Genomic DNA, 17,428 nt, shown 5'->3' on the forward strand with positions numbered 1-17,428 from the left:
CGTGCTCAATAGTTCATTGCGTGGCGATAGGCCTTCCAGAAGCCGCGAATCGATGCTTCCGTCACGCGGCTCTCGCTGCTCTCGGCGGTGTCGCCGCCCATCTCGATCACCGAGCACGCGCTTTGCGCGCCTTCGATGCCGCGCTGCACGAAGCCGCCGACGCAGCCGTCTTCCATCGACACATAACCCGCCGGGCCGACGAGATTCGCCTGCCGTAGACGCATTTCGCGCAACGCGGGCGTGTCGTCTTCGAAGCCGAGATAGGTCCAGTTGAGTTCGGTTTCTTCGGTGCCGCGCGGCAGGATCTGACGCACGGCGATCGCGTTCTGAATCTGTTGCAGCACGAAGCCGGGGAACACGGAAAGAATTTGCAGCGTGACGCCGTCGCCGAATTCGTCGGTGCCCTTGAGCACGGACGTATCCTCCAGCCGATGGCCGCTTTCCGAGCGGATGTTCTGCTGCGAATAATCTTTCGACGACGTTTCCTGCGCGTGATCGACCGCCGAGTAGCTGACGTGATGCGCGCCGCTCGGATCGACGATGATCCCGCCGCGCTGCGACAGCCGGTTCAACTGAAACGTCGTGAAAAACAGATGCAGGATGCTCGCGTGATACGAGTCCTTCACGTTCTCGACATAGAGCTTCCAGTTGTTCGGCAGCATCTGCGTGAAGCGGCCGAGCACGACAGGTTTGCGCCCTTCCAGCACGCGCGCGATGCGCTCGACGATCTCTTGGCCGAGATATTCGTCGAGCGGTGCGACGTCATCGGAATAGCTGCCGAACACGAGGCCGTGCAGCGTCTCGACGCGCAGCTTGCGCAGGCCGTGATCTTGCATGCAGAAGTCGGGCTTCATGCCGCCCCGGCCGTTGATGCCGTCCTTGAACGCGACGCCTTGCAGATCGCCCTGAAGGTTGTACGTCCATGCGTGATAGACGCAACTGAAGTCCTTCGTGTTGCCCTGGTCTTCGAGGCATACGAGCGCGCCGCGATGCGCACAGCGGTTCTCGAACGCGTACAGCTCGCCGTCCGTATCGCGGGTGACGACGACCGGCGTGTCGCCGACGAACGTCGCGCGGAAATCGCCCGGATTCGGCAGCTCGACTTCCAGACACAGGAAATTCCAGTGGGCGCCGCGAAAGATGTTGTTCTGTTCGTCGGCGTAGACGTCCTTGCTCTGGAAGACCGGATACGGCACGCGCGTCAGACCTTCTTCGGGCCAGGTCAGATTCGCGCGCGGCGCCGGTTTGATGGGGATGATGGTCAAGTCGTTCTCCTTTTTGGTATCGCGCGGCGCTTGACACTGTGTCGCCGACATGTTCGAATACCGTACATTGTTCGAATATAGAACTATCATGACATCCGTCAAATTCCGTGTCAACGGCGAGGAAGGCGCGCCCGCGTCTGTCGTCGAGTCCGAAGTCGAGGCCGAATCCGTTGCGGAAGAAGCGTCGGAACCGCGTGCGCGTGAAGGCATGGGCGGCCTGGCGAAAGGGCTCGCGATCATCGAGGCGTTTAGCGCAACCACCGTGCGCATGACCGTGGCGGAGGCCGCGCGTCTTGCAGATGTCACGCGCCCCGCCGCGCGCCGTTGCCTGCTCACGCTCGTCGATCTGGGCTACCTCTCGCACGACGGCAAGTTCTTCACGCCGCTGCCGCGCATGCTGCGGCTGGGCGGCGCTTACCTGAGCACGTCATCGCTTGCGCAGATCGCGCAACCGCTGCTCGCCGCCGCGCGCGACGAGTTGCAGGAGTCCGTCTCGCTCGCCGTGCTGGATGAAGGCCACTCGGTGTTCGTCGGGCGCGCGGAGGCGATCCGCATCGTGTCGACGGGCGCGAAACTCGGCGGGCGTTTTCCCGCGTATTGTTCGGCGACCGGGCGCGTGCTGCTGTCGCACAAGTCGGACGGCGAAATCGTCCGGCACATTTCGGCGCTGCCGCTGCGCAAGCTCACGTCACGCACGATCAGCGACCCGGAGGATGTGGTCGCCGCCATCCATCGCGCGCGGACGGACGGCTACGCCATCAGCGACGAAGAACTCGAACTCGGCATGCGCGCGATGGCCGTGCCGGTGAGGAACCGGCTGGGCGGCGTCGAGGCGGCGGTGAGCGTGAGCGTGTCGTCGGCGCGCGTGAGCGTCGAGGCCATGACGCGCGACTTCCTCCCGGTCCTGCAACGCCTCGCGGCACGGCTCGAACGCGCGCTCTGAGCGACGCTTTTTGACAGCCGCGACGTCAACGCTTCGTTGTAGACTTCTGCCTTTCTTCGGATCGGGTCGCGAAGGCGGCGCATCGCGCGACACCCTGTCGCATAGGCTTGATCTGAAACAAAATTCCAAACATTCGCACCATCGCGAAAAATCGCGCATGGCATGATCCTGACGCGGCGCAACGCCGTGAAACGGCGTTCTTCCGGGACGCTTCGATCATAGAAACCAGCGAATGCAATGAATGAAAATACCCAACGTTTAGCAGTGCCATTGTTATCGGGGTTAATAGCCAGCGTGTCCCTCTCGGGATGCAAAATGGCGGTCCTGGACTCGAAAGGTGTGATTGGCGTGGCGGAATCGTCGCTGATCGCTACTGCGACTTACACCATGCTGCTCGTGGTGGTCCCGGTCATCCTGCTGACCCTGTTCATCGCGTGGCGCTATCGCGCGTCCAACACGAAGGCCACCTACGCGCCGAACTGGACGCATTCCACGGCCATCGAGGTCGTGATCTGGACCATTCCGGCGGTCATCATCCTGTATCTCGGCATCCTCACGTGGAAGAGCACGCACGAGCTCGACCCGTACAAGCCGCTCGAATCGCAGGTCAAACCGATCAACGTCGAAGTCGTCGCGCTCGACTGGAAGTGGCTGTTCATCTATCCGGATCTCGGCGTCGCGTCGGTGAACCAGCTGGCCATTCCGGTCGGCACGCCGGTGAACTTCCGCATCACGTCGGATTCGGTGATGAACTCGTTCTTCATCCCGCAACTCGGCGGCCAGATCTACGCGATGGCCGGCATGCAGACCAAGCTGCATCTGCAAGCCGATCACGTCGGCGACTACGCAGGCATCTCGGCCAACTACAGCGGCGCCGGTTTCTCGGACATGAAGTTCCGCGCGCTCGCGCTGTCTCAGTCCGACTTCGACGCGTGGGTGAGCAAAGTGAAGCACGCACCCGAAGACCTCAACATGAACGTCTATGCGGGCGTTGCCCGTCCGAGCGAGAAGGTCGCCGTGCGCTACTTCTCGACCGTCGATCCAAAGCTTTTCAACAACATCGTCGGCAAGTACAACAACGGCCGTTTCGATGTGAATGGCGCAAATTGTGTAACCAAGGGGTAAGCCATGTTCGGCAAACTAACGCTTGAGGCGATCCCGTACCACGAACCCATCATCATGGGGGCGACGGTCTTCATGGCGATCCTCGCGCTCGGTACGGTCGCCCTTATCACCAAACTCGGCAAGTGGGGCTGGCTCTGGAGCGAGTATCTGACTTCGGTCGATCACAAGCGCATCGGCGTCATGTATCTCGTCGTGGCCGGGCTGATGCTCGTGCGCGGCTTCGCCGACGCCGTCATGATGCGTTTGCAGCAGGCGCTCGCATTCGATTCGCCGGGCTATCTGCCGCCGCATCACTTCGACCAGGTTTTCTCGGCGCACGGCACCATCATGATTTTCTTCATGGCCATGGCGCTGCTGGTCGCGTTCTTCAACCTCATCGTGCCTTTGCAGATCGGCGCGCGTGACGTGGCGTTCCCGTTCATCAACTCGCTCTCGTTCTGGATGACGGCCGTGGCCGCCATTCTGATCAACGTGTCGCTGTTCGTCGGCGAGTTCTCGACGGCGGGCTGGCTCGCGTATCCGCCGCTCTCCGAACTGCAGTTCAGTCCGGGCGTCGGGGTCGATTACTACATCTGGGCATTGCAGTTGTCGGGCGTCGGCACGTTGCTCACGGGCGTGAATTTCTTCGTGACCATCGTCAAGATGCGCGCGCCCGGCATGACGTGGATGAAGTTGCCCGTCTTCACGTGGACCGCGTTCTGCTCGAACGTGCTGATCATGGCGACGTTCCCGATCCTGACCGTGGCGCTCGCGCTGCTCGGCCTCGACCGCTACGTCGGCATGCACTTCTTCACGAACGACGGCGGCGGCAACCCGATGATCTACCTGAACCTGATCTGGGCCTGGGGTCACCCCGAGGTCTACATTCTGGTTCTGCCTGCGTTCGGCATTTATTCGGAAGTCGTCTCGACCTTCTCGAAGAAACCGCTGTTCGGCTACAAGACCATGATCTGGGCAACGTGCTGCATCATGGTGCTGGCGTTCCTCGTGTGGCTGCACCACTTCTTCACGATGGGCTCGGGCGCGAACGTCAATGCCTTCTTCGGCATTATGACGATGATCATCTCGATCCCGACCGGCGTGAAGATTTTCAACTGGCTCTTCACGATGTACCGCGGCCGCGTGCAACTCACGACGCCGGTGCTGTGGACCATCGGCTTCATCATCACGTTCACGCTCGGCGGCATGACCGGCGTGATGCTCGCCATTCCCGGCGCGGACTTCGTGCTGCATAACTCGCTGTTCCTGATCGCCCACTTCCACAACGCAATCATCGGCGGCGTGGTGTTCGGCTACTTCGCAGGCGTGCAGTACTGGTGGCCGAAGGTGTTCGGCTTCAAGCTCGACGAAAAACTCGGCCGCAGCGCGTTCGCCTGCTGGTTCGTGGGCTTCTTCGTCGCGTTCGTGCCGATCTACATCCTGGGCTTCATGGGCGCGACGCGCCGCCTGAATCACTACGACGACCCGACCTGGCAGCCGTACTTCATCGTTGCCGCAATCGGCGTGGGCATCATCGCGCTGGGCGTGTTGTTCCAGGTCTTGCAGATCGTGGTGAGCACGATCCGCCGCGATCAGCCGGCTTATCGCGACGTCACCGGCGATCCGTGGGACGGCCGCACGCTCGAATGGGCGATTAGCTCGCCGCCGCCCGTCTACAACTTCGCACGCATTCCCGCGGTTCGCGCGCTCGACGATTTCGCCGACGCGAAGGCAACGCGCCGCGTCGATAACCGCCCGTATCGCGACATTCATATGCCGTCGAACACGAGCGCGGGTCTGTTGATCGGCATGCTCTCGCTGGCGCTCGGTTTCGCCGGAATCTGGCATATCTGGTGGCTGGCTATCGCGAGCTTCGTGGGCATCGCGGCGACGGTCATCGGATACAGCTTCCGCGAAAACGCCGGCTTCATCATTCCGGCCGCGAAGGTGAGATCGATCGAAGAACCGAATGCGCCGAGAACGCCCGTCAAGGCTGGCGTGGAACGCGATCTGGAACTGGAGGTTCTGTAAATGTCGCAAACGACACTTTCCGCGCAGCATGCGCACGACCATGAGCACGAGCACCACTCGCATTCGGTGTTCGGCTTCTGGGCCTACCTGATGACCGACTGCGTGCTGTTCGCGTCGCTGTTCGCGGCTTTCGCGATGTTCGCGATGCAGACCGCAGGCGGCCCCACCGGCAAAGATCTGTTTGAACTGAGAGACGTCGGGTACGAAACCGCACTTCTGCTCACGAGCAGCCTGACTTTCGGTCTCGCGATGATCTCGGCCGGCCGCAGGAAGTCGGGCGCAGTGCTGGCGTGGCTCTTCGTCACGTTCATGCTGGGCGCGGGCTTTCTCTGGCTCGAAATGCACGAGTTCGCGCATCTGATCGCCTCGGACGCCGGTCCGCAGCGCAGCGCGTTCTGGTCGGCGTTCTTCACGCTCGTCGGCACGCACGGCTTGCACGTGACGATCGGCCTCGTCTGGCTCGTGGTGCTGGCCATTCAAATCGTGAGCAATCCGGAGATGAACGAGCGCGAACTGCGCCGCCTCGCGTGCCTGAGCCTCTTCTGGCACTTTCTGGACATCGTCTGGATTTGCGTGTTTTCCTTCGTCTATCTCGGGAGCATGGTCTGATGGCTCATTCGCATAGCAACTCAAGCGATTTTCCGCACGTGACGGTGGGCGGCTATCTCATCGGTTTCGTGCTGGCTGTCGTGCTGACGCTCGGATCGTTCTGGGCCGCGACTTCGGGCGCGTTCAAGGGCGAAACCGGCCTCGTCGCGCTGGCGGTGCTGGCCGCCGTGCAGATGGTCGTGCATGTGGTGTTTTTCCTGCACGTGAACGCGTCGAAGGGACAGCGCTGGCACCTCATGTCGTTCGCCTACACCATTCTGATGTCGCTCGTTATCATCGTCGGCACGGTGTGGGTCATGCATAACGTCCACATGTTGATGATGGCGCGATAACCCTTCTCGGGTAACCGTTGTCTGCCAAGGCGAACTCGCATGCGAGTTCGCCTTTTTCTTTGGTGCGGGTTGCAAACAGTCTGTAAGCGGTTTGCTCGCAATATTCGAACAATTCCGAATTCGCCGCACAACAAGTTTGCAGATAATCCGGGACACCTAATTTTTGTCCCTGCCGACAAGTCACAACGGCAAAGCCCGCTATGGAAGGAACCGCAATGCGAGAATCGCGCAATTTTCCGAGGTCAGTCTGTATCGCAACGCCGGCGTACGAAGGCACCTGCAAGATGAGCTACGTCGAGAGCCTTCTTCCGCTGGTGATCCAGATGATGCGGCAGAACATCGGTATCCACTTCACGACGAGCAAAGGCGCGCTCGTCGTGCCGGGCCGCAATCTTTGTGTCGATTATTTTTTGAACCGCACGGACGCGTCGCACCTGCTTTTCATCGACAACGACATGAGCTGGCGCGCCACCGACCTGATGCGCATGCTCGGACACAGCGATCGTGACGTCATCGCCGCCATGTGCCCGAAGAAGGAGTACGACTGGGAACGCATCGCGAAGATCGCGCGCGAGCGGCCCGATCTGCCGGCATCCGCGTTGCCGCTTTACGGCGTCAAGCAGGTCAACAATATTCCGGTGTACGACGACATCATCGAAGTCGATGGAATCGGCACCGGCATGATGCTGATTCGCCGCGAAGTGTTCGACGCGCTGCGGCTCGCGCATCCGGACTGGATTCAGGGCGGCACGGGCGTGCATAAGAATACGGTCGCCTACTTCGGCGGCGTGCGAAACACCGACGGCATCAGCGAAGACCTCGCTTTCTGCGCGGACGTGCGCGCCCTGGGCAAGCGCGTCTATGCGTGCCCCTGGCTGCGAATCGGTCATACGGGCAATCACGAGTTCGTCGGACACCCGCTATCGACGAATATGTGATCCGGCCTCTCGCCCACTCCGAAACGCGCTGCCCATGCAGCGCGTTTTTCATTTGTGCGTTCCCATGCGCGCTTCCAAAAGCAAGCGTAAAAATGCTTGACAACTTTTAGGGACACGCAGAATATTTGTCCATAATTTGATTTGTATATCCACAATATGGACAAGGAGACGCAATGAGCGCGCCAAAGCCCGCGGCGGACGCCATGACGCCGTATCAACTTCCTTTCCCCAAGGAAGCACAAAAGGAAATCGTCGTTCCCAGCGCCATTCCCTCTGATGAGCGCGAATGGGTTCCGCAAGCCGAAAACGTCTGGTTTCGTCCGCTGTGTCTGAACGTGTCGACCGGTTACTGGATGAACCTGCTGCGCGTGCGCAAATCCGGCGTGTTGTCGAGGCATCGTCATCCGCAAGCGGTGCACGGCATGGTGCTCAAAGGCCGCTGGCGCTATCTCGAGCATGACTGGGAAGCGACCGAAGGCAGCTATGTCTTCGAGCCGCCCGGCGAAACGCACACGCTTTACGTGCCGGAAGACGTCGAGGAGATGATCACGTATTTTCAGGTCAACGGCGTCATGTTCTATTGCGACCCGTACGGCAACTACACCGGCTACGAAGACGTCTTTACCAAGGTCGATATGTGCCGCAAGCATTACGAATCCGTCGGACTCGGCGCGAACTTCGTCGATCAGTTCATCCGCTGATTTATCGGGTCATATTCCCAAACCACCTCTAAGACTCAAAAGAGCATCCGGAGGAGACACCATGCTGGAAAAATCACCGCGCCTCAAGCGCGTTCAGGTCGTCGCGATCGCGTTTCTGATGCTCGCGGGCATCGTCAATTATCTCGATCGCAGCACGCTTTCGATCGCCAATCATTCGGTCACGCAAGAACTCGGGCTGTCGGCCTCGCAAATGGGCCTGCTGCTCTCCGCATTCTCGTTCGCGTATGCGTTCTCGCAGTTGCCCATCGGCGCGATGCTCGATCGCTTCGGCGCGCGCGTCATGCTCGGGCTCGGCATGTTCGTGTGGTCGGTCGCGCAGTTGTTCGGCGGCCTCGTCACGAACCTTCAGCAATTCCTTGCGGCGCGCATCGCGCTCGGCATCGGCGAGGCGCCGCAGTTTCCGGCGGGCGCGAAAGTCGTCTCCGAATGGTTCGCGCAGCGTGAGCGCGGCAAGCCGACAGGCATTTTCGTCACGTCATCGACGATCGGGCCCGCGCTCGCCCCGCCGATTCTCACCGTGCTGCTGCTCAACTTCGGCTGGCGCAACATGTTCGTGATCATGGGCGTGCTGGGCATTGCGGTGTCGATCGGCTGGTATATCGTTTATCGCAATCGCCGCGACGTGCAGCTCGAACCGCAGGAACTCGCGCATCTGACCGAAGGCGAACCGGCGCAACGCGCGGAACGCAACATGAGCTTCGCGGAATGGCGCGGCCTGTTCGGTCGCGCAACCACGTGGGGCATGATCTTCGGCTTCATGGGCGTGATCTATATGGTGTGGCTCTATCTCACCTGGCTGCCCGCGTATCTCGAACATGAACGCCATCTGACGATCGCGAAGACCGGCTGGATCGTGACGATTCCGTATCTCGCGGGCACGCTCGGCATGCTGTCGTCGGGCTTTATCGCCGATGGTCTGATGGCGCGCGGCGTCGCTCCGATCCGCAGCCGCAAGTGGCCGATCTGCTCAGGCCTCATCGGCGGCGCGCTCTTCACCGTGCCGGCGGCGTTCACGCCGAATCTCACGCTCGCGATCGTGTATCTGTCGGCGGCGATGTTCTTCGTCAACATGGCGAGCGGCGCGGCCTGGGCGCTCGTCTCTGTCGCGGCGCCGCGCCATATGGTCGCGTCGCTCGGCAGCATCCAGAACTTCGGCGGCTATTTCGGCGGCTCGTTCGCGCCGTTCATCACCGGTCTCGTCGTCGACAAGACACATTCGTTCGTCAACGCGTTCCTGATCAGCGCGGGCGTCGCGTTCGCCGCCGCGCTCGTCTACATGTTCGTCGTGCGTGCGCCGATCGAGGACACCCAAGAGCAGGCCGCGCCCGTTCCCGTCGTATAACTCACACCGTCATGACTTTTCAAGCTGATCTCTTCAAGGGCAAAACCGTCGTTGTGACGGGCGGCACGCAGGGCATCGGCGCGGGCATCGCGCAGCAGTTCGCGGCGCTCGGCGCGCGCGTGATCGCGGCCGGCCTCGCGCCGAACGATGCCCAACGCGCCGCGCTGGGCACGGACATCGAACTCGCCGCACTCGATGTCGCCGATGCCGCCAGCGTCGCCGCGCTGTTCGCGAAGCTCGATACGCTCGACGTGCTCGTCAACTGCGCGGGCATGATCCGCCGCGGCGACGAGCACGACATCGACACGTTCGAGCGCGTGATCGCCGTGAACCTGAACGGCACGATGCGCATGTGCGCGGCCGCCCGCCCGCTTCTCGCGAAGACGAAAGGCGCGATCGTCAATACGGCGTCGATGCTGACGTTCTTCGGCGGCGGCCTCGTGCCCGCGTACAGCGCGAGCAAGGGCGGCGTCGCGCAACTGACGAAGTCGCTCGCAATCGCGTATGCGGCCGAGGGCATCCGCGTGAACGCAGTCGCGCCCGGCTGGATCGCGACGCCGCTCACGCAAGCCCTTCAGGACGACGACGGCCGCTCGCAAGCCATCCTCGAACGCACGCCGATGAAGCGCTGGGGCTTGCCGGAAGACGTCGCGCGCGTGACGGCGTTTCTCGCGTCGCCGGGGGCGTCGTTCATGACGGGCGCAATCGTGCCGGTCGATGGCGGCTATCTGGTCGCATAAGTCATGGCATGATTCGCAGCATCATGCTCTCCGACTCTCTTGCTCTCGACGCCGCCAAAGCCAGCGGCACCGCTGCGTTCTCCAAGTTCATGGCGGTTCTCCAACTCATCGCCGATGCCGCCGAACCGCCGACTATCGCGCGTCTCACGGCGGCAAGCGGCTATCCGCGTCCGACGGTGTATCGCATCGTCGGCGCGTTGATCGCGGAGGGGCTCGTCGTCGAAAGCGCGCGCGGCGGATGCTATGCGCTTGGGCCGCGTCTGATGTCGCTTGCGAGCCGCAGTTGGGAACGCTCGGACTTGCGCGTCGCCGCCGCCGATGCATTGCAGACGCTGCGCGACGCCACGCAGGAGACCGTGCATCTCGCGGTGCGAAGCGGCTCGGAAATGGTCTATGTCGAAAAGCTGGAGAGCCCGCATGCCGTGCGCATGGCGTCGCGCATTGGCACGCGCGTGACGCTTTATTCGAGTTCTGTCGGCAAGGCGTATTTGTCGACGCTGACGCCCGACGCGCGCAATGCGCTCCTGCAAGGCATCGCGTTCGAGCGCTTCACGCCGAATACGATTGTCGATCGCACGGCGCTCGACGCCGAACTCGACGCAACGCGCACACGCGGCTATGCGGAAGACCGCGAGGAAAACGAGGCGCAGATTTTTTGCTACGGCAGCGCGATTGTCGGCGCGAACGGCGCGACGCTCGGCTGCGTGAGCGTCAGCATTCCGCTGTTCAGAAAGAGCGCGACGCCGCTCGACACCTACGTCGCGCCGCTCAGAGAAGCGTGCCGGGCGATCGCCGCCGGTATGAGTCCGGGCACGCGGTAGGAATAGACCTTAGCAACAGACCCTAACGAAACACCGTCCCGCGCGTGCGTTGCGACGCCGCCGCGCGCTTCGCGATGAGCGCCGGCCAGCGCGGAAGCGTGTGCGGCCATTGCGTCGCCTCGTGCGCGAAGTGCGCCGCCAGGCTCCGCAAGCTGAACTGATCCGCAGCCAGCCGCAAAATGACTTTGCGCGCGATTTTCCACACATCGATATCGGGCGCGATCTCCTGCGCCATGCACTCGATGCGTTCCGCCGAACGCGACAGCAACATCGCCCGCGATGCAATGCGCCCGTGCGCCGCGCTGAACATGTGCTCGGCGGGCGCCTTGCCGATGGCGCCGAACAACTGCGCGACACCGACGCTGCGCCGCGCGTGCGCCGACGCGAAACGCTCCGCCTCGCGCCGATACGTCGACTCGACGCGCACTTCGTGATGCGTCGCATGCGTCTGCGGCCGCCCGTGTTCGAGATGCATGCGCGCCGCGGCTTTGTGATCGCCTTGCAGCAGCGCATGCGACACGCCGACCATGAATTCGCGCTCGTGCGCGGCGAAGATCATCAACGGATTGTCGGCTTCGAGCACGATTTGTCCGCGCGTCGCGGGCTCGATGCTGATGCGCGCGCCGGCCGCATCGAGCCCCGCGTGATACACGCCGACGCCCAGCGCCATCTCGAAGAACGCCTCGATCAAGGTCGCGATGACGCCGGCCTGTTCGATCCCGCACGACGCGAGCGCGTCAGCATCCGACAGCGCGACAGTGCGGATCGCGCGCGTCGTCAGCACGGCGTCGTTGCAATAGTCCCAGAGCACTTCGGGCACGGCGAGCCGTGCATCGTCGCGCAGGCGAAAGCGCAGATAGCTCTGGTCGGCGGCGCGCTGGCGCAGGTCGATCATCGCGTCGACGCTTTCCCGCGCGCGCCGCACCCATTGCGACGGATGCATGTCGCGCGCTTTCGCCGAACGCCGTTCCGCGAAACTCGCCGCCGCGAACGCGAGGTCGAGATCGTCTTCCAGTTCGGCACGCGCGTCGGCGCGCAGCAACGTGACCCGCACCGGCATTTCGCCGATGCGCGCCGTATGCGTCTGCTCCGCGACGCCCGAGCGCAGCGGCACGTCGCTCAGATGCGTGAGTTCGAAAGCGGGCGTAGCGGGCAGCGCGGCGGCGCACGCGGCGCGAAAGCGCGGTGCATCGTAAGGCGTGAAGAGGCCGTCCATTTCGTCGAGCGCCACGCGCACGGCGGTTTCCGCCAGCACCGGATGACGCGCGAGCGCACCCGACGCGTTTTCCAGCACACGCGAAAGTTGCGAAAGCGCAGGCACGCCCGCCGCGAGCGGCGCGGCGCGTGCGCCATGCGTGGCGAAGAAGCGCGCGACGCGCGTCATCGCGGCGCCGTCATCGACATGATGGCTTTCGTGGACGAACGCTTGGCCAAGACGCCAGAGCGTCGCGAGTCGTCGGACAAACACGTGCAGGCTCGCTGAAAGTGAGTTGAAACCGCTGAAAGCTGCTATGCCGTCGTGCGTGGCACCCGAATCGTTCAATGTGTATCACGATTCCGACAGCCGCGCACGCGTTCATTGTGCGCCGTTCTTCGTCTAACTTCGTCTTTTAGTTCGGTATCCTCTTCGTATCGAACATTTTTGGGAAGCACGGACTTCGCTCGTCAACTGTATATTTTTGTCGACGTTGAACTCAGATTAATCTGAGTGCGATATCTTAATAAAACGCTGCGATGCGACGTTTCCAGATCGACATCGACAGTCATGCAGCTTCGAGCGTCCCTGCACGAAGAAGAACAAACGACACACCCGAGAGACGCAATGCAACTCCATTCCGAACCGTCGATGGCGCGAGCCATGTATATCCTCGGCCAGATCGGGGCGATCATGTGCCACGAGCGCGGCCCGCGCCCGGCAACCAATGTACTGACCACGATGGCGTCGCGGCCGGCCGAAGGCCTGACTATCGCGCTCGCCGAAATGCACGCGCAGTGTCCGCCGCGGCGCGGACATCGCCGCACGCTGCTGCAATGGAAGCAGAAGGAAATTCAGCGTCTGCGCAGCGCACTGCCCGATACCTTGCCCACAGCCGTCTCCGCGCAAACGCAGATGCCGTTCTGGGCGGGCTACTGCCAGTACTGGGAAGACATGCTGAAGCCGCAGATCGAACGCGATATCGACGGGCCTGCGCTGACATTGATCGATATGACGCGCGGGCGTGCCGGCGCGTGATCGGCCGGACGGTTCAGGTCTACGATTCGCGCACCGCAAAGAAATCGCGCAGCACCGCGATCATGCCGTCGAGTTCCGTGGGCTTCACGAAATAGCCGTTGAAGCCCGTGCGTTGCGCGCGCGTCCAGTCCTCGCGGCTCGTACGGCTCGTGTGCGCGAGCATCAGCATCGAAACATCGATGGCGCGGATCGCTTCGGCGGCTTCCCAACCGTCGCCGAGCGGCATCGTCAGATCGAGCAGCACCACGCCCGGACGCCACTTGCGCACGAGCGTCACCGCGTCGAGGCCGGTATGCACCGCGCGCACGCTGAAATCGGCGTCTTCGAGCGCGAGACAGATCGCGCGCGTGGCATTGAGATCGTCATCGGCGATGAGCACGCGCGGTTCCTCGGCACGCGTCGTGCGCACCGGAATCTGCCACAGCACCTGCGAAGGAACGCGGTCGGTTTGTTGCATCGTTCTTGGCCTCGGGATAAGCGGAATGAACAGCAACGTTCGTTCCCTCACTCGTCATCGGGCGCACCTTCAGGCGCCATGCGGCTCGCCGACTTACACTCGGTAAATACCCGGCATGTCTACCACCCGCCGATGCACGCTCGCCGTGCACGTTTTGCATCGACATGGCACGGCTGCCATCAATGCGGGCATCTCAAATAGTGAGGAAATCGATGTTCGTCGTCTATTGGCTCGGCGGCAACCCCGACGCCGAAGCCGCCGCGCACTTCAGGAAGTTCGACGCCGCATCGCTCGCCGAGGCGCTGCGCTTCGCGGAAGAACTGCGCAAGCGCCAGGCCGAAGGCGAGGACATCGGCTTCATCACGCTGTGCAGCGAGAATCCGCAGTCGGTCGGCAAGCCTGGCGCGGCCGATCCGCCCGCCGGCTACGACTGGAAAAAGCGCCGGCGTTAATTCTGCGCGGTCGCCGCCTGATCGTCCTGCCATCCGCCGCCGAGCGACTTGTACACGGCGATCAGATCGGTCGTCACATTGACCGTCGATTGCGCGAGTTGCTCGCGCGTCTGCGCAAGCTGGCGTTCGGCGTCGAGCACAGTCACGAACGGCGTGATGCCTTTGCGGTAGCGGTCCGTCGCGAGTTGCAGACTCATGCGACTGGCCTCGACGGTACGCGTGAGCGCCGCGCGACGGTCATGCTCCGTGCGATACGAAGCCAGCGCGTTGTCCATTCGGCGGCGAAGCGGACACCGGCTGGCGACACGGCGAGCAGCGTCTGCGCGATGTCCTCTGTGCAAAGACGAAGTGCGACGCGCTGATTGCCGCGCACGGCGAAGGCGAGAAAGAAGCCGAGAAAGAAGCCGAGGCGAGCGGGGCGCGGTTCGCAGCGCGCCGTGCAACGAAGGTCGCGGGCAAGCAGGCCGCGCGCTAGTTGCGAGCGACGCTCAGCCGGGATATCCCTCGTAGCCGGGAAACAACCGTCCGACGAGAAAGCCGGGCAGTGAAAAGCGCGAGAAGCTCGATGCTGTCGAGTTGGGATGAACCAGATGCAGACACGATGCGTTTCTGTCGTCCACGGCGATGATCTTGCAGCCATCTTCGATCGCCTGGCGCATGAACGCATCGTCCTCGTACATGCTCACGTCGCCGAATACGTTGCGAACGGCAACGTGCCGGTCATACACGCACGAGAAGCCATAGAGCGTCAGCAGATCGATGCCGACCTCGGTGCCTTCGCTAATCTCGAAGCGGCGGACCGTCTCCCACGTCACGAGGTAATGCGGACCGGTGCGGGCATTCAGTTCCGAGTACCCGAAAAATTCGAGGTGCGGCGCGAACACATAGAAGTCCGACAGCTTGATGATATTGGCGCGGTTTTCCCGCTTGAGACGGACCATGTCCGCCAGATAATGCGGCGCGTAGTAATCGTCGTCATCGAAATGGGCGATGATCGCGCCGCGCGCCTCGCCGATCAGAAAGTTGCGCTTCGCACCGATCGATGCGCGCGGCCCGCGCCGATGAAAGTAGCGCACGCGCGAATCCGTCGCGCAGAGGTCAACCATGAAGGCGCACGGCTCGGGGCTGTCGTCGTGCACCAGCCATTCCCAGTCGATCGTCTGTTTCAGCACGCAGCGCGCGATGAGCGGCAGAAACGCATGGCGTCCCGCCGTCGGCGTGATGATGGAAACAGCGGGAATTGCGGAATGCGAAGGATGCGACATGGTGCCGTGCGATGGAACGCTCAACCGAGGACGATCTGCCATGTTAGCCGCCCGCGAGAAGCGCCCACGCGTGCTGTCTTGGAAACCGTCGAAATGCTAAGCCTGCCTCACAGCGCCCCGCGCAAATGCGCGGCCAGTTGCACGATGCCGATGCAGATTTGCTTCTCGCGTTTCGCATCGAGCCGGCCGAGGGGCACGCTCGTCGATACGGCCACGCGCTTGCCCGCCGGCGTCATGCCGACATAGGCCGCGAAGCACGCGAGCCCTTCCGCGACTTCCTCGCGCTCCACGGCAAGCCCGCTCGTGCGGATTGCGGCGAGTTCACGCAACAGCGCCGCGCGGCGCGTGATAGTGCGCGGCGTGACGGCTTCGAGCCGTTCGGGCAGACGCTCGATGACGGTTTCATCGGCCAGTCCGGCGAGCAGCGCCTTGCCGAGCGCGCAGCAATGCGCGGGCAGACGCGAGCCGAGATCGGACACGAGCCGCACCGGCCGATGCGCGTCCTCGCGCGCCACATACACCACATGCACGCCGTCGAGCACGGCCAGTTGCACGACCTCGTTGTGCTTGTTGATGAACGCGCCCGCGCCTTCGCGAAACGCGGCCTGCAGCGCATCGTGGCGCACGTAGGCGTTGCCCAGCTCGAACAGCCCGACGCCGACAACGTAACCATCGTCGCGCTTCTCGATCCACTGCATGCGCGCGAGCGTTTCCAGCATCAGATACAGCGTGCTGCGCGACAGGCCGATCTGTTCCGCGAGCGTCGCGGCCCGCACCGGCTTCGCGGCGGCGGCAAGCGCGTCGAGGATATCGCTCGCGCGGCGCAGCGCGGGCACGTCGTAGGCTTTTTCCATCGGATGAATTGCAACAGAGGGGAATTCGCATATTCCAACAGGTTGGATAAACATGCAACCCAATGGACACGCTTCGACACGCGGGCTACGATCGTTGCTCCTTTTTCCACGCTCCGGTGAGCCCGCCCATGCAGCCCGTTTCCGTCTCCTCCTGCCTGCCCGAAGACTTCGCCAACGCGGTGCTGATCGGCCGCGTGTGGCGTCCCGCGCCGGTCAACGGTCCCGCCGTCGTGGCCGTGCGAAAGGGCGAAGTATTCGACATCACGCGCGCCGCGCCGACCACCGCCGATCTGTTCGATCGCCCCGACGCGCTCGACATCGCCCGGAGCGCCGAGGGCGAGCACCTCGGCAACGTGCAAGATCTGATGCAAGCGACGCTCGACGCCGCACCCGATGGCCTGCGCCTGCTCGCTCCCTGCGACGTGCAGGCGGTGAAAGCGTGCGGCGTCACGTTCGCGGTGAGCCTGCTCGAACGCGTGATCGAGGAACAGGCGGGCGGCGACGCGAGCCGCGCGCAGGAAGTGCGCGACACGATCAACAAGCTGATCGGCGCCGATCTCTCGCAGATCAAGCCCGGCTCCGAGAGCGCGGCAAAACTGAAGGCCGAACTCGAACGGCGCGGCGCGTGGTCGCAGTACATGGAAGTCGGCATCGGGCCGGATGCGGAAGTGTTTTCGAAGTCGCAGCCGATGTCGTCGGTGGGATTCGGCGCGGATGTCGGCCTGTATCCCACGTCGCAATGGAACAATCCGGAGCCGGAAATCGTGCTGGCGGTGAACGCGCGCGGCGAGATCGTCGGCGCGACGCTCGGCAACGACGTCAATCTGCGCGATATCGAGGGCCGCAGCGCGCTGTTGCTCGGCAAGGCGAAGGACAACAACGCGTCGTGCGCGATCGGCCCGTTCGTGCGTCTGTTCGACGAACGCTTCACGCTGGATTCGGTGCGCGCCACGAGCGTGTCGCTGCGCATCGAAGGCGCGGACGACGGCTTCGTGCTCGAAGGCGTGAGCCACATGAGCGAAATCAGCCGCGACCCGGCGGATCTCGTCACGCAGACGCACGGCGCACATCATCAGTATCCGGACGGCTTCATGCTGTTTCTCGGCACGATGTTCTCGCCGATCAAGGACCGCGACACCGAAGGCGGCGGCTTCACGCATCATCTCGGCGATGTCGTGACCATTTCGACGCCGAGCCTCGGCGCGCTCGTCAACACGGTGAGACTCTCGACGGAAATCGAGCCGTGGACGTTTGGCGTGCGGGCGCTTTATCAGAGTCTTGCGGCGCGGGGGTTGCTGGGCGCGGCGGCGCACTGAAGCA

19 protein-coding genes are annotated in these 17,428 nt (G+C 63.0%); 13 read left to right on the forward strand and 6 right to left on the reverse strand.

Features of this window, described 5'->3' with window-relative positions:
• Positions 1-5 precede the first annotated feature (5 nt).
• Positions 6-1,265 (reverse strand): aromatic ring-hydroxylating dioxygenase subunit alpha, encoded by a 1,260-nt coding sequence (locus BRPE64_RS30275; RefSeq protein ID WP_051180593.1) that lies wholly within the window; start codon positions 1,263-1,265, stop codon positions 6-8.
• An 88-nt stretch (positions 1,266-1,353) separates the two neighbouring features.
• Here BRPE64_RS30275 and BRPE64_RS30280 point away from each other — a divergent pair, with 88 nt between their 5' ends.
• From BRPE64_RS30280 to BRPE64_RS30325, 10 genes are all read left to right on the forward strand, one after another.
• Entirely contained in the window at positions 1,354-2,208 is an 855-nt protein-coding gene (locus tag BRPE64_RS30280; RefSeq protein WP_016348826.1) for an IclR family transcriptional regulator domain-containing protein, read from the forward strand.
• Between the two features lie 237 nt (positions 2,209-2,445).
• Positions 2,446-3,333 (forward strand): ubiquinol oxidase subunit II, encoded by an 888-nt coding sequence (cyoA, locus tag BRPE64_RS30285; RefSeq protein ID WP_044043631.1) that lies wholly within the window; start codon positions 2,446-2,448, stop codon positions 3,331-3,333.
• A 3-nt stretch (positions 3,334-3,336) separates the two neighbouring features.
• A complete protein-coding gene (gene cyoB, locus BRPE64_RS30290) occupies positions 3,337-5,343 on the forward strand; it encodes a cytochrome o ubiquinol oxidase subunit I (protein ID WP_016348828.1) in 2,007 nt (668 codons plus the stop codon).
• Positions 5,344-5,952, forward strand: coding sequence for a cytochrome o ubiquinol oxidase subunit III (cyoC, locus tag BRPE64_RS30295; RefSeq protein ID WP_016348829.1), 609 nt, complete (start codon positions 5,344-5,346; stop codon positions 5,950-5,952).
• Positions 5,952-6,284 carry a cytochrome o ubiquinol oxidase subunit IV gene (cyoD, locus tag BRPE64_RS30300; protein ID WP_016348830.1) on the forward strand — a complete coding sequence of 111 codons (333 nt, stop codon included), beginning with the start codon at positions 5,952-5,954 and terminating at the stop codon, positions 6,282-6,284. Before cyoC ends, cyoD begins: the two co-directional genes overlap by 1 nt.
• 284 nt (positions 6,285-6,568) lie before the next feature.
• Positions 6,569-7,222 carry a hypothetical protein gene (locus tag BRPE64_RS30305; protein ID WP_044043633.1) on the forward strand — a complete coding sequence of 218 codons (654 nt, stop codon included), beginning with the start codon at positions 6,569-6,571 and terminating at the stop codon, positions 7,220-7,222.
• A 173-nt stretch (positions 7,223-7,395) separates the two neighbouring features.
• On the forward strand, positions 7,396-7,923 hold the full coding sequence (locus tag BRPE64_RS30310) for a 2,4'-dihydroxyacetophenone dioxygenase family protein (RefSeq protein ID WP_016348832.1): 528 nt from the start codon (positions 7,396-7,398) through the stop codon (positions 7,921-7,923).
• A gap of 61 nt (positions 7,924-7,984) precedes the next feature.
• Positions 7,985-9,286 (forward strand): MFS transporter, encoded by a 1,302-nt coding sequence (locus BRPE64_RS30315; protein WP_016348833.1) that lies wholly within the window; start codon positions 7,985-7,987, stop codon positions 9,284-9,286.
• Between the two features lie 11 nt (positions 9,287-9,297).
• A complete protein-coding gene (locus tag BRPE64_RS30320; RefSeq protein WP_016348834.1) occupies positions 9,298-10,026 on the forward strand; it encodes an SDR family NAD(P)-dependent oxidoreductase in 729 nt (242 codons plus the stop codon).
• A gap of 8 nt (positions 10,027-10,034) precedes the next feature.
• A complete protein-coding gene (locus tag BRPE64_RS30325) occupies positions 10,035-10,847 on the forward strand; it encodes an IclR family transcriptional regulator (RefSeq protein WP_016348835.1) in 813 nt (270 codons plus the stop codon).
• A 22-nt stretch (positions 10,848-10,869) separates the two neighbouring features.
• Here BRPE64_RS30325 and BRPE64_RS30330 read toward each other — a convergent pair whose 3' ends face one another.
• Positions 10,870-12,315, reverse strand: coding sequence for an AarF/UbiB family protein (locus BRPE64_RS30330; protein WP_016348836.1), 1,446 nt, complete (start codon positions 12,313-12,315; stop codon positions 10,870-10,872).
• Positions 12,316-12,669: 354 nt separating this feature from the next.
• On the opposite strand from BRPE64_RS30330, the gene BRPE64_RS30335 reads away from it, so the two are divergent.
• Positions 12,670-13,080: a hypothetical protein gene (locus BRPE64_RS30335; protein WP_144063565.1), complete on the forward strand. Its 411-nt coding sequence runs from the start codon at positions 12,670-12,672 to the stop codon at positions 13,078-13,080.
• Between the two features lie 19 nt (positions 13,081-13,099).
• On the opposite strand, the gene BRPE64_RS30340 is transcribed toward BRPE64_RS30335, so the two are convergent.
• Positions 13,100-13,537: a response regulator gene (locus BRPE64_RS30340; protein ID WP_016348838.1), complete on the reverse strand. Its 438-nt coding sequence runs from the start codon at positions 13,535-13,537 to the stop codon at positions 13,100-13,102.
• Between the two features lie 212 nt (positions 13,538-13,749).
• On the opposite strand from BRPE64_RS30340, the gene BRPE64_RS30345 reads away from it, so the two are divergent.
• On the forward strand, positions 13,750-13,989 hold the full coding sequence (locus BRPE64_RS30345; RefSeq protein WP_016348839.1) for a hypothetical protein: 240 nt from the start codon (positions 13,750-13,752) through the stop codon (positions 13,987-13,989).
• On the opposite strand, the gene BRPE64_RS30350 is transcribed toward BRPE64_RS30345, so the two are convergent.
• From BRPE64_RS30350 to BRPE64_RS30360, 3 genes are all read right to left on the reverse strand, one after another.
• Entirely contained in the window at positions 13,986-14,264 is a 279-nt protein-coding gene (locus tag BRPE64_RS30350; RefSeq protein WP_016348840.1) for a TolC family protein, read from the reverse strand. The two genes, BRPE64_RS30345 and BRPE64_RS30350, sit on opposite strands and share 4 nt — an antisense overlap.
• Positions 14,265-14,477: 213 nt before the next feature.
• Positions 14,478-15,254 (reverse strand): glycosyltransferase family 2 protein, encoded by a 777-nt coding sequence (locus tag BRPE64_RS30355; protein WP_016348841.1) that lies wholly within the window; start codon positions 15,252-15,254, stop codon positions 14,478-14,480.
• Between the two features lie 107 nt (positions 15,255-15,361).
• The gene (locus tag BRPE64_RS30360) at positions 15,362-16,108 is read right to left on the reverse strand and encodes an IclR family transcriptional regulator (protein WP_016348842.1); all 747 of its coding nucleotides are present in this window, start codon (positions 16,106-16,108) and stop codon (positions 15,362-15,364) included.
• A gap of 128 nt (positions 16,109-16,236) precedes the next feature.
• Between BRPE64_RS30360 and BRPE64_RS30365 the strand changes: the two genes are divergently transcribed.
• Positions 16,237-17,424 (forward strand): fumarylacetoacetate hydrolase family protein, encoded by a 1,188-nt coding sequence (locus BRPE64_RS30365; RefSeq protein ID WP_016348843.1) that lies wholly within the window; start codon positions 16,237-16,239, stop codon positions 17,422-17,424.
• Positions 17,425-17,428 lie beyond the last annotated feature (4 nt).

The sequence above is a fragment of the Caballeronia insecticola genome (assembly GCF_000402035.1).
Taxonomy (GTDB): Bacteria; Pseudomonadota; Gammaproteobacteria; order Burkholderiales; family Burkholderiaceae; genus Caballeronia; species Caballeronia insecticola.